The following is a 12870-nucleotide window of genomic DNA, read 5'->3' as shown; positions in this document are numbered from 1 at the left end:
TCCCTCTCTCCCCCTCTCCCCATCTCCTCTCCCCGCGCGACGCTTTCTTTGCAACGGCGGAGGTGGTATTAGTAGATAGGGCTTGCGATCGCATCAGTGCTGAGCTCATCTGTCCCTATCCCCCCGGAATACCAATTTTGATTCCCGGTGAAATCATCACCCAGGAAGCGGTAGAATATCTACAAGAAGTCTTGATTTTGGGTGGATGTATAACAGGATGCAGCGATCCAACCCTCAAAACGTTTAAGGTAGTAAAAGATTAATTATTAATATTTCTACACTGTCAAAGTGATAGAATTATTCACAAAAACCTATAGCACCCATAGCATTACTCTTGATTTTCTTAAAGAGAGTGTATTTATGAGTTAGATAGTTCTTCTATATTCATCCCTAGTCCCTAACCCCTTTTTCTATATTCATCCCTAGTCCCTATCCCCTTCTTTCCCTAGTCCCTAGCCCCTAGCCCCTTCTTATTATGCTTTGGCCCTATGTTACCCCCGGTATTTCTGATGATTTATTTGAGCGTTTACCCGGTATTCCGATGAGTAAACGAGAAAGCAGGCTGCTGTTAATTTCGCATTTGCGGCTGCAAGCAGACTCGGTGGTTTGGGACATCGGCGCGGGCACTGGAACGATCGCAGTTGAAACAGGTTTATTATGTCCTAAAGGTCAAATTATTGCCATAGAACGCGATGAGGAAGTAGCGAGTTTGATTCGCAGAAATTGCGATCGCTTCGAGCTCAAAAATGTAGAAGTAATTGAAGGTAGTGCCCCAGAATGCCTTAAAGATTTACCCTCTCGTCCTCACCGAGTTTGTATTGAGGGAGGTAGACCACTTAAGGTAATTCTCCAAGAAGTTTGGCGGTATTTGCAACCCCAAGGTCGAGTTGTTGCTACTGCGGGAAATTTAGAGAGTTTGTATGCTCTTTCTGAAGGGTTTGCAGAGTTACAAGTTCGCAATATTGAGGTGGTGCAGTCGGCGGTTAATCGTTTGGAAACGCGGGGGATTCATCAAACTTTTGCGGCTGTCGATCCGATTTTTATTCTAAGTGGGGAAAAGCTGGATTAGATGCGCGATCGTGTAGAGATGGGTTTGCGATCGCAGACAATCTCTTTATTCTCACTTATTGGGCTGGTGACGCTACCTTGGGGCTCTGCGCCAGCCTGCTGCTACCGCTTCTGATTCAGAGCAGAACCACTTTTCTCCTTTTGCAAAATCAATGATTGTTCCATCGTAGTCTTCCATCCCTGGAACGTGATAAAACTTATTCCCTGTGGAAATCGAGATGTTACCTTTGATAACACAGTTTGGTTTTGTAATTGATGTAATTGGCATAGGGGAACGACTAGGGAGCAACTGCATCTGAAAAAGCCCAATGGTAGCTATAACCCCAACGCCAATAGTAGTTTCGAGTAACCCACCTTTCTTTCTTTTCCGTTTAGCTGGCGAAGTCTTGATTTTCTGTGTAGTTGAAGATTGAGAAATAACGCCTTGAATTGAAGCATCAGAAGCGCAAAATTTTCCATCCGTTCCCATTGTCAATTTATAGAAAATTGTGTCTCCAATTTTTGGGCGGCGACCCTTTGTTTTTACGGCACTGATATGCAAAAATACTTCTCTACCACCAGCGCTAGGTTTAATAAATCCGAAGCCCCTATCATCATTCCACTTTATCAATTGCCCCTTGTTCAAATCAAATTTCATGGAGAACCTCACCGCTGACCGACATTTATTAAATAACAGCCACATTAGATAGTAGACTTTACTGGATACAACTTTTGTTTGTCAAGCTTTACTCTTCAGACTCAATCTTAGCTTTCCAAGCTTTAAGCTTAGCGCGAATTGCTTCTTGCTCAGGTTTTGGAGGTATTGCTGCAATTTGGGCAAAACGTTCGTGGTTACGATCTTCCCAGTATTGCTGAATTTCTTCTGCTTGCTGTAAAACAATTTGATATTCTGCTTCGACTTCAGCAGAGTGTGCCTCAATGTAAGACATAGCTGCATCAAACTGTCGGTCGGTGACGTAGAACTTAAGACGGATTAAGTTGGGGGATAACCAGCATGAATGTAGTCCATCAACTGATACAGCGTAATTCGAGTGCCTGCGATCGTCAATCCTCGTTCTGTACGGATAATAGCTGCTTTTTCGTTGGACACAGTTGTCATCTCTATCGCCTCCTAGAAATTATCTCCATATTACCTCAAGATCAAAATAGAGTTGCAACACCCTTGGTATTAAGAGCGATCGATAATTTCTTATTTTGTTTAAAATTAGCTGTAAACTGGAAACAAACCAAATCATAAAAGCTAGAACTGATGTCCTCCCCACCAAGTCAGCCAAATGAAATTGAGTTGATTGTTCAAGCTTCTCACCCGCAATTATTAGCCGGTCTAGATGCTTGGCTGCATCTGGGTTTACTCTCAGAAACTCAGGTCAAACAACTATGCTACAAATACCTAGTATGTCGCCTACCAGAACCAGCAGCCGAGCCTTTTAGAATTCCTACAGCAACAACACCTCTTTTACCTGCTAACACTATTCCCCAAACACAGGTAAAATCTCCTGCTACTCCCAATTTTATTACATCAGTTTTGCAGTCACTCATGGCAGAACTAAGTGTAGTTTGGCTGCTATTTTTAGGAGTATTTTTAGTAGTAATATCCTCTGGAGTTCTCGCCGCTTCTCAGTGGGAGCGTTTTCCTGCTGCTGGACAATATGGAGTTTTACTAAGTTATACTTTGACATTTTGGGCTATTAGCACCTGGGTCAGTAAACAGAATAATTTGCAATTGACAGCTCAAACTTTGCAACTGGTGACATTATTGCTAGTACCGATCAATTTTTGGGCAATGGATACTTTTGGACTATGGCAATATTCCTTAAATTGGGTAGTAGCATTAGTGGCAGCCTTAATTCTGACATTCATTACTTGGAAACTCGTTCAAAAGCAATCGGAAAGACAGCCAGAAACCACTAAATTAACTGCTATTAATCATTTAGCTTTGAGTTATTTGCATTCTGGCTGGATATTACCGGGAGGAGCATTAATTGCTGTTTATTTGGGGACAATTAGCACAGCTATTATTACATTCTATCAAACTCGTCAGCCGAAATCAACTCTAAAAGAGGGAGAGGATGTAAGCCAAACATTAGCTTTAAGAACCGATTTTCTTCCTTCTAAAAAAGCAGCTTTAGTAGTCTATGCTTTGGCAATCTTGCTAGGAAGAGCCATATTTGTTAAAGGTATAGAAATTAATCAATTGGGTTTAGCGTTGGGTATTTGTGGGGCGCTTTTAGCATGGCTAGACCAACAGCAACAAAGCGATATATCTACTCATCCTACTCCTGCAAAAGTATTCAACTGGGAAGCAGCGGGAGGTGTTTTATTAGCTATCGGTTGGTGGGTTTCTATATGGGATATTCCAGGTCAAGCGCTCGCAGTTAGCGGCCTGGCATTATGGTTTTTTAGTAGTCGCTTAGTTCGATTCTGGCGACGGATTGATTTGTTAATTTTATTTGGGATTGGACTTCAGGCAATTTTGCTATTTTGGCGGCTAATTCCCTTTGAATTTAAAACACAAACTCTAGCTATTTTAACTCAACTCACTAATTCTGAGGGAAATCCTTGGACATTGCTGAGCCTAGCACTATTTCCTTACCTAATTTTAACAGTTAGTTTAACACAATGGCTGTATCGTCAGCGACAGCCTCAACTTGCTGGCTTTGGAGAAGGAATTTCACTTTTTTTCGGGATAATTTTAACGATTATCAGTTCAATCAATCCTCTTCTAGGAACGCTGAATTTACTATGCTCTACATTTGTTTTATCATGGGTGACATGGCAATATGCGATCGCAGAAAATCCTAGTCAAATTTCATTATCTACACCTAATCTCACACCCTTAAATCCTAACATTGAAATCCCCGTTTACCTAACTCACATTATCGGCTTGTCAACAATATTTTCTGGGATACACCTATTTTTTCCCACTCTCAATCAAGCCCTATGGTCAATAATCATGCTATCAATAATGCTAGTAGAATGGGGATTATTTGTCAAAGCAAATGCCAACGTAGAAACAGTGAGCGATTTTAGGCTAAATCTATTACCTTTAGCCGTCAAAAGTTGTTGGCACTTAGGATTAGCTTTAGCTGGATTGAGCTTTATTTTATTAAGCGATTATTATGGAACGTCATACAAAAGTTCCCTAAATTATCTGGATTGGTCTTTGTCGTGGCTAGTAACACCGATTGCTTTAACTACTGTTGGCAAATACACAGATTTACGTCAAAGAAGGACAGCAATCGTATTAAGTACAATTGCTTTGCTAGCTGTTCAAGTTCTGACGCTAAGTTCACCAGGAAATCGATTAATTAGTTTGAGCATAGCAACGGGGTTGATGTTAATCAATACTTACTATTTACCCCGATCTTCTTTAGCAGTAACTACCATAGGATTTGGACTAACTTTCTGCGGTAGTTTACTTTTAGAAGGAGTTCTAGGATTTCCCAGACAATCAGCATCAGCTTGGTTAATAGTAGGTGCGATCGCGCTTACCAGTTTGTGGCTAATTCGGGATTTTTTAATTCGTACTACCAGCCTTAGAGAGACGGAAAATAACCAATTACCACTCAAGCAAATTTACGGAAAAGCCGCAGATAATTGGGCGATATTAATCTGTTGCTTATTATTAGTAAGTTTAACAATTCACTCCTTTGGTTTGTACGGAAAATTCACTTATATTACTTTTAGTCCATCAATTCAAGCCATTATTACAGTTCTTGTAACCATAGCAGCTATTGCTTACCGTAGCTATCAACAACCTTCACCTTGGGCAATTTACGGGTTAGCTTGGGCCTTAGAATTACTAACAGCAGAAGTATTAGGCTTTACAGACCGTCAAACAGTTTATTTGGCAATTGCAAATATCGCCTTGGGTTTAGTTACTCAACTGTTAGGAGATTGGTGGAGAAATAGAGATTCAAATCGCGACATTTTCCCTAGTATTCATATTATACCATTGCTTTATGGTACATTGGGATTAATTTTGCGATCGCACACTTTCACCAGTTGGACTGGCTTAACTTCTTTAGGCATATCCTTAATTATTATCGGCGTTGGTAGAAGGAAACCAGAATTCAAACCCCTTGTTTATTTAGGAATAATCGGCATTTCCCTTTCTACCTGCGAATTACTCATTTATCAACTCAGCCAATTATCAGGCGGCGCTATTGGCGATGGATTAATTGCCTTAGCAACTCTGGGTACTACGATTGTCTATGCCTATCGTCTGCTTTATCCTTGGTTAATTAATTACTTGCGCCTTACCCCCCAAGAAATAAAAAATATTGCTCACATCCACTGGATTTGTAGTAGCTTACTCCTAGTTGTAGCCTCAGCTAATCCCATCCAGCCAGCGATGTTTTTAGGATTAGGAACTGGTGCTTTTCTAGTTCAATATGCAATTTTTCAAGGTCGCAATCATCCTTATCCTCAATGGGGAGAAACCTGGGTTTATATCGGTTGGATTGAAGCATTTGCTATTAGGCTTTACTGGCTAAATACACCCCTAGTCCGCTTGATTACCGGGCCGCTATTTTTGTGGAAAACTGCGATCGCATCAGTATTTGCCTATTGTATCTACGTCCTACCTTGGGAAACTTGGGGTTGGTCAAAAAAACCTTGGAAAGTAGTCGCATTTCTCCTACCAATAATTGCGATTGCAGAAAGTCGCGGTGAATTTCATCTCCTTAGTTTACTAATAACAGCCGCCTTCTATATCTTCCTAGCTTGGGATAACAACCAAATCCGCTTTACTTACATTAGTTCCCTACTTATTGACTGGGTACTTTGGCGCTGGTTCGATCGCATAGGGTTAACTCAGCCAGAGTTATACGTAACACCTTTGGGATTCACTTTATTATACATTGCTCAAGTAGATCCTGAACTTAAATTACCTCAGCAAAAAGATACTAAACATCTATTACGCATGGTAGGATCGGGATTAATTTGCGGCGTAGCTTTACTAACTCAGCACGGCAATGGTTTAGTACCTGCAATGTTTAGTTTAGCAGCACTTTTAGCTGGCTTAGGCTTGCGAATTCGAGCTTTTCTTTTCATTGGCAGTGTAGTGTTTTTAATCAATGCTTTCTATCAGTTAGTAATTCTCATTTTCGACTATCCCTTTATTAAATGGGTAATCGGTTTAGGCTTTGGCATTATTTTTATCTGGATAGCGGCCACTTTTGAAACGCGGAGAGATCGGATTGCCGCTTTAGTCCAAAATTGGATTAACCAGTTACAAGCCTGGGAATAGTTTATATAAAAGCTCACATCAGAGTATAATGGCAGTGAATAGCCAGGAAAATTAAATGATCGCACAAACTCCAGCTCTTAACCTACCCGTTTTAGAAGAATTAAACTCAGAATTACCCAATATCTGCGGTTTTGAAGCAGAAATCAGTGCAGCAGTTCAAGAAAATCTGCCAGTATTTTTACCCAGTACAAATTTACAATTGAAAGACATTGCGGCGGGATTTGCCTGTGCTTTACATATGCACCAACCCACTGTACCTGCGGGAATTAATGGTTCCCCAATCAGCAATCTCCAGTATATGTTTGAACATCCCGGCCAAGGAGACAACCACAATGCAGAGGTATTTGCCTATTGCTATGGCCGGATGGGAGAATTTATTCCTAAATTGATTGCTGAAGGTTGTAATCCTCGGATTATGCTCGATTATTCAGGTAATTTGTTGTGGGGATTGCACCAAATGGGCCGCGAAGATATACTTAACAATCTCAAACGAATTACCTGCGATCCCCAGTATCAACCTTATGTAGAATGGTTAGGGACGATGTGGAGTCACGCCGTCGTTCCCTCTACCCCAATTCCCGATATTAAACTACAAATAGTTGCATGGCAGCATCACTTTGCTGCTATTTTTGGCTACGATGCTTTGAAGCGCGTTAAAGGTTTTTCTCCTCCAGAAATGCACTTGCCCAATCATCCAGATACCCTTTATGAATATATTAAGGCTCTGAAAGAATGCGGCTATCGTTGGCTAATGGTGCAGGAACATTCAATCGAAAATTTAGACGGTTCCCCGCTACAACAGGATAGAAAATATATCCCCAATCGGTTAGTCGCCCGTAATTCCTCTGGCGAAATAGTCAGTATTACTATCTTGATTAAAACTCAAGGTTCTGATACTAAATTAGTAGGTCAAATGCAGCCCTATTATGAGGCAAAAGGGCGGAACAAACAACAAATTGATAACATTACTATTCCCTCTTTAGTTACTCAAATTGCTGACGGGGAAAATGGCGGTGTAATGATGAATGAATTTCCTAGTGCTTTCTTCAAAGCTTGCCATGAAGTCCGCGAACAAGGCGGCGGAAAATCAGGTGTTGTCGCCCTTAATGGCACTGAATATTTAGAGATAATTGAAGCAGCAGGTGTGAATCCTGACAATTATCCCCCTTGTCAAGCAGTTAATCAACACAAAATATGGCAGCGAGTTTCGCCGGAAAATGCTACGCCAGAAGCAGTAGAAAAAGCAATAGAAGATTTGAAACAAACAGACCACAATTTTCACATGGACGGCGCTTCTTGGACAAATGATTTGAGTTGGGTTAAAGGATATGAAAATGTTTTAGGCCCCATGACTCAACTCAGCGCTGCATTTCACAAAAAGTATGACACTTTATTACAGCAAGATTCTTCAGTCACTAAGCAACCTGAATATCAGCAAGCTTTGATGTATAACTTATTACTTCAAACAAGCTGTTTTCGGTACTGGGGACAAGGAATGTGGACTGATTATGCTCGCACATTTTATCAGCGCGGTGAGGCTTTAGTGGGATTAGTTTAAGAGTTTTTGTAACATAAGTAAAACCATTAGTAACGCCGCCCTCTGGGCGGTGACTTGACCGCCTTTCCGGGCGGCGTTACGTTAAGCGTGGGTAAGTCCTGTTACTGCTTATAAAGCTTTAACTCTCGTACATCCGCGCTTCTGCTGCCTCTGGATTCTCCTCACAATAGAGATCGAATGCCGTCTTTTCAATCTTTATGGCCCGCTGGTGAGAAGCTTCAGCTTGCAATTCTTCCACAATATCCCAAGCAACAGCACACTCTTTAGAAGTAGCGCCTTTCTCTCTACAAGCCGTTCTTGCATCTTCGATCGCCTTCTCGATTTGTTGTTCTAGTAAAATACTTTTTGGTTTAGTTACAAAATCGCTTTTACTAAGAATATCCGTGATCGAGATAATCCCCACCAACGTATTGCTAATTACAGGAGCGCGGCGAATCCGAGTATTGGCAAACAGGCGAGCCACATATTCCACGCCCAACTCAGGATTTACCACAATACAGGGCTTAGTCATAATCTCATAGACCCGAACATTTGCTGGGTCTTTTCCAAAGGCTGCTACCTTGTAAACAATGTCTGTCTCAGTCACGATCCCGTAAGCATCCTGCTCGTGGCGGCGTTCAACAATCAAGGCACGCAAACATAGATCGTTCATCATCGCCACCGCCTCAGCTACTGTTGCTGAACCACGAATGGTGACTACTTCTGTAGTCATAATATCTTCCGCTTTCATCATCATTAGCTTTTCCTCTAACCTTATTTACTCCAGCTTATTCCGAATCTGGACGTACTAAAAATATTGTTTGTAGGACTTACACAAAAACAAGGTATTTTTGTCATCGAGAGCAAGTAATCCTGAGCCTGCCCTTATTCGCAAATATTACCATTAGGCCAGGTAGCGCCATTCAAATTCGCATCCTGCAAGTCTGCCCCCTCAATAGTAGCTCCTCTGAGACTGGCATTACGTAAATCAGCTCCTCGTAGCACCGCCCGTGAAAGATCCGCCTTCCACAAATAAGCTCCTTCCAGGTTGGCATCGCTCAAGTCAGCCTCCTGTAAAATAGCTAAATTAAAATTAGCCGCGCTCAGATCTGCCCGACTCAAAATAGCGCCAGATAAGTCAGCCCTCATCAGAATTGCATAACTCAAGTTAGCTTCATTAAGATTAGCCTCCTTCAAGTTAGCTCCATTCAGAGCTGCATCCTGCAAATTTACCCGTTGTAATTCTGCACCGCTGAAGTTAGTTGCTGTGAGGTTACAGGCGCAAAAATTCGCATCTTTAAGTTTGGCCTCGCTAAAATTAACTCCATTCAAGTCCATCCCGTGAAAGTCAACATTCACCAAATGAGCTTTACTAAAGTTGATGCCCGTAAGATTGGCTCCATCCAGCACAGCTCCGCTCAATCTAGCTCGGCTCATATTGGCCCAACTCAGGTTAGCTCCTGTGAGCTTGGCATAGCGCAGATTAATCCCGCTCAGATTCGCGCCGCACAGATTCACCCCTGACAAGTTAGCAGAGCGTAGGTTTACCCCCGCCAGAGTCGCTCCGCTGAGTTTCGCTCCCGTAAGTTGCGACTTGACTAAAAAAGCTCCTCTGAGATCGGCTTTTGTCATATCGGCATCGGTGAGATATCCTTTCCCTAGCTTTACAAAACTCAGATTGCTGCTGTAGAGGAAAGCGCCTGAGAGGTTAGTCTCGTATAGAGAGGCCCGACTCAAGTCTGCTCCTGCTAAAGACGCTCTTGCTAAGTTTGCCCCTTCCAAAAATGCCTTTGTTAAGTTTGCGCCCATCAGATTTGCTTCCGCAAAATCTCTTTGTCCCGATGCGTAGCGATCGAGCAGTTCTCTAGCATCCATCTGCGCTTCCTCCTAAACTCTTAGCCAGTGCAGGCGCGGGTAGTCCTACTTCTGGCATAGCATATAATTTGTGCAGAAATAAACTGGCGGCAATAAATACAAAAAGTAAAAACTCCTAATCGTAATTTTTTAAAGAATTTCTATTTTTAAAGGACTCCTAATCATAGGTGGTACCGTTGGGCATAATTGCCCTTCTCATATCTGCATCCCGGAAGTTGGCGCGATCTATGTTAGCGTCAATCAAAACTGCTTCTACTAGAATCGCCCCGCTTAAATTTGACCAATTCAATTTGGCTCGGTACAAATTAGCTCCGGTCAAATTAGCCCCGCGCAAAGTTGACCAGCTCACATTTGCTACTCTCAGGTTTGCCTGAGTCAAGTTAGCATCGCTGAGGTTAGACCCAATCATGATTACTTGCCGCAAGTCTGCTCCGCTGAGGTTAGCACCGTTGAGGGATGCGCCGCTGAGAATTGCCTGAGTCAGGTTAGCTCTCTCTAGAACTGATTCGTTCAAAAGAGCGTTTGTGAGGTTTGCTCCCTTGAGAGTTGCCCAACTCAGGACTGATTTAATTAAGTTGGTGCGGATCGTGCTTGCTTCCGTTAGGTTGGCCGCAAATAAATTTGCTCCCGTTAGATTGGCTTCTGTCAGGTTGGCTCCGCTTAAATTTGCTTTGCTCAGGTTGATATCTCTCGCCATTGAACCCCGCAAGTTAGCCCCAGTGAGATTAGCTCCGCTCAGGTTAGCGTTTGTGAGGTCAGTACCGATGAGGTTAGAGTCGCTGAGGTTGGCTTCGCTCAACTCAGCCCCGATTAGTTTCACCTCTCGCAGGTTAGCTCCGATGAGTAATGCTCCGCTCAAGTTGGCTTTTTGCAGGTTTGCCCGACTAAAGTTGGCATCGCTCAAGTCTACTCCTTTGAGGTTGCAGCCCATCAGGTCGATTTCGCGAAAATTTCTTTCTCCGGCCGCATATTGCCTCAGAATTTCATCGGCCTCCATGTCATTTGCCTCGTAATTTTTTCAGTTGGATAAGACTTAAGCCAAGACTTGCTCGTAACCCCGCCCTCTGAGCGGTTTAGCAACTAGCCTTACTGTAAGCGTAAGTCTTATTGGAGAGTCGTGGGTATTGTAAATCACAGAGATTATCCCAGATCGGCACAGATTCTGGCTCCAACTTGTGATTTTCAGGGGTTATTTGCGATACCCAAGACTATCTTTTCTACGGCGATCCAAACTGTCAAGGATTCTGAGACAATTAATTCTAGATGTCAGTGTTGGCTGTTGAATGTTCGCAGGCTTCGGTCAACTGCCGCCAGTGAACAGACAAAGGAAATAGATCATGTCGGAAAATTTTAGAAGTCACGTTGTTACTCAAGGAACTCAGCGATCGCCTAATCGAGCGATGTTACGGGCCGTCGGTTTTGGCGATGGGGATTTTACTAAGCCGATTGTAGGTGTTGCCAATGGGTACAGCACGATTACTCCCTGCAATATGGGTTTGAACGATTTGGCCCTGAAGGCGGAATTTGGGGTGAAGCAAGCGGGTGCTATGCCCCAGATGTTCGGTACGATTACGATCAGCGATGGCATTTCGATGGGAACTGAGGGGATGAAATATTCTCTGGTTTCTAGGGAGGTGATTGCTGATTCGATTGAGACGGTTTGTAATGGCCAGAGCATGGATGGGGTGCTGGCGATTGGCGGCTGCGATAAGAATATGCCGGGGGCGATGATTGCGATCGCCCGCATGAATATACCTGCTATTTTTGTCTATGGTGGCACGATTAAACCGGGGCATCATAATGGTTCGGATTTGACTGTTGTTAGCGCTTTTGAAGCTGTTGGTCAATACAGTGCTGGCAAAATTGATAATGCAGAACTGTTGGAAGTTGAACGCAAAGCTTGCCCTGGTGCGGGTTCCTGTGGGGGGATGTATACTGCCAATACGATGTCTTCGGCTTTTGAAGCAATGGGGATGAGTTTGCCCTATTCTTCGACGATGGCTGCTGAGGATGCAGAAAAGGCTGAAAGTGCCCAAAAATCGGCGGTGGTGTTGGTGGAGGCGATTCGATCGCAGTTACTTCCTCGCCAGATTTTGACTCGCAAGGCATTTGAAAATGCGATCGCGGTGATTATGGCGGTAGGCGGTTCGACAAATGCAGTGCTACACCTGTTAGCGATCGCCAATGCAGCCGGCGTAGAATTAGTTATTGATGATTTTGAAACGATCAGAGCTAAAGTTCCAGTGCTATGCGACCTTAAACCTAGTGGTCGCTATGTCGCTACAGATTTACATCAAGCTGGTGGCATTCCGCAAGTGATGAAGATGCTCCTCGATCGCGGTTTGTTGCACGGTGATGCTCTTACAATTACAGGTCAAACTATTGCCGAAGTTTTGGCAGATATTCCCTCGGAACCTCGCTCTAACCAAGATGTAATTCGCCCTTGGAATCATCCCATGTACACCCAAGGACACTTGGCAATTTTGAGGGGAAATCTGGCAACGGAAGGTGCAGTTGCTAAGATTACTGGTATTAAGAAAGCAGTAATTACTGGCCCAGCACGGGTATTTGAATCTGAGGAAAACTGTTTAGATGCAATTCTAGCAGGAAAAATCAAAGCTGGAGATGTGATTGTCGTCCGCTATGAAGGGCCAAAAGGTGGGCCGGGAATGCGGGAAATGTTGGCCCCAACTTCGGCAATTATTGGTGCTGGTTTAGGCGATTCTGTGGGGTTAATTACTGATGGACGCTTCTCTGGTGGGACTTACGGAATGGTGGTAGGTCATGTGGCACCGGAGGCCCAAGTTGGAGGCGCGATCGCACTTGTGGAAGAGGGGGATTCGATTACAATTGATGCCCCTGGTCGTTTGTTGCAAATTAATATTTCGGATGCAGAATTAGAGCGCAGACGTGCTAATTGGAAGGCTCCTAAACCCCGCTATACTGTTGGCGTATTGGCTAAATATGCAAAGTTAGTTTCTTCGAGTAGTGTGGGGGCTGTCACGGATTTGGGTTTGGGCTAATGGCTAATGGCTAATGGCTAATTGCTAATGGTTAATTGCTAATGGCTAATTGCTAATGGCTAATTGCTAATGGCTAATGGCTAATGGCTAATTGCTAATGGCTAATTGGGATACAC

11 protein-coding genes are annotated in these 12870 nt (G+C 43.3%); 5 read left to right on the top strand and 6 right to left on the bottom strand.

Features of this window, described 5'->3' with window-relative positions; genetic code table 11:
- Positions 1–263, top strand: a 263-nt coding sequence (locus PN499_RS01000) for an Orn/Lys/Arg family decarboxylase (RefSeq protein WP_465249956.1), incomplete at its 5' end; no start/stop codon positions are given.
- Between the two features lie 212 nt (positions 264–475).
- Positions 476–1069 carry a precorrin-6Y C5,15-methyltransferase subunit CbiT gene (gene cbiT / locus PN499_RS00995; protein WP_007354174.1) on the top strand — a complete coding sequence of 198 codons (594 nt, stop codon included), beginning with the start codon at positions 476–478 and terminating at the stop codon, positions 1067–1069.
- Positions 1070–1141: 72 nt separating this feature from the next.
- Here cbiT and PN499_RS00990 read toward each other — a convergent pair whose 3' ends face one another.
- The 3 genes from PN499_RS00990 to PN499_RS29540 all read right to left on the bottom strand — a co-directional run bounded on the left by PN499_RS00990 (position 1142) and on the right by PN499_RS29540 (position 2167).
- Positions 1142–1705 carry a cold shock domain-containing protein gene (locus PN499_RS00990; protein WP_272029715.1) on the bottom strand — a complete coding sequence of 188 codons (564 nt, stop codon included), beginning with the start codon at positions 1703–1705 and terminating at the stop codon, positions 1142–1144.
- Positions 1706–1793: 88 nt separating this feature from the next.
- Complete coding sequence (locus PN499_RS29545) at positions 1794–1997, bottom strand: hypothetical protein (RefSeq protein ID WP_334311645.1); 204 nt, start codon at positions 1995–1997, stop codon at positions 1794–1796.
- 44 nt (positions 1998–2041) lie between these two features.
- On the bottom strand, positions 2042–2167 hold the full coding sequence (locus PN499_RS29540; protein WP_334311644.1) for a hypothetical protein: 126 nt from the start codon (positions 2165–2167) through the stop codon (positions 2042–2044).
- A gap of 150 nt (positions 2168–2317) precedes the next feature.
- Between PN499_RS29540 and PN499_RS00980 the strand changes: the two genes are divergently transcribed.
- Both PN499_RS00980 and PN499_RS00975 read left to right on the top strand, forming a co-directional pair.
- A complete protein-coding gene (locus PN499_RS00980; protein ID WP_272029714.1) occupies positions 2318–6319 on the top strand; it encodes a hypothetical protein in 4002 nt (1333 codons plus the stop codon).
- A gap of 55 nt (positions 6320–6374) precedes the next feature.
- Complete coding sequence (locus PN499_RS00975) at positions 6375–7877, top strand: glycosyl hydrolase family 57 (protein ID WP_272029713.1); 1503 nt, start codon at positions 6375–6377, stop codon at positions 7875–7877.
- A gap of 118 nt (positions 7878–7995) precedes the next feature.
- On the opposite strand, the gene PN499_RS00970 is transcribed toward PN499_RS00975, so the two are convergent.
- The 3 genes from PN499_RS00970 to PN499_RS00960 all read right to left on the bottom strand — a co-directional run bounded on the left by PN499_RS00970 (position 7996) and on the right by PN499_RS00960 (position 10728).
- Positions 7996–8613, bottom strand: coding sequence for a CP12 domain-containing protein (locus PN499_RS00970; protein ID WP_272029712.1), 618 nt, complete (start codon positions 8611–8613; stop codon positions 7996–7998).
- A 128-nt stretch (positions 8614–8741) separates the two neighbouring features.
- Positions 8742–9731 (bottom strand): pentapeptide repeat-containing protein, encoded by a 990-nt coding sequence (locus PN499_RS00965; protein ID WP_272029711.1) that lies wholly within the window; start codon positions 9729–9731, stop codon positions 8742–8744.
- A gap of 157 nt (positions 9732–9888) precedes the next feature.
- A complete protein-coding gene (locus PN499_RS00960; RefSeq protein WP_272029710.1) occupies positions 9889–10728 on the bottom strand; it encodes a pentapeptide repeat-containing protein in 840 nt (279 codons plus the stop codon).
- 340 nt (positions 10729–11068) lie between these two features.
- On the opposite strand from PN499_RS00960, the gene ilvD reads away from it, so the two are divergent.
- Positions 11069–12754: a dihydroxy-acid dehydratase gene (gene ilvD, locus PN499_RS00955; protein WP_272029709.1), complete on the top strand. Its 1686-nt coding sequence runs from the start codon at positions 11069–11071 to the stop codon at positions 12752–12754.
- The last annotated feature ends 116 nt before the right edge of the window (positions 12755–12870 follow it).

This window comes from Kamptonema animale CS-326 (assembly GCF_028330895.1).
In the GTDB taxonomy this organism is placed as follows: Bacteria; Cyanobacteriota; Cyanobacteriia; order Cyanobacteriales; family Microcoleaceae; genus Kamptonema; species Kamptonema formosum.
The sequence above is the reverse complement of the archived record's forward strand: the minus strand, read 5'-3'. Positions and strand labels throughout refer to the sequence as shown.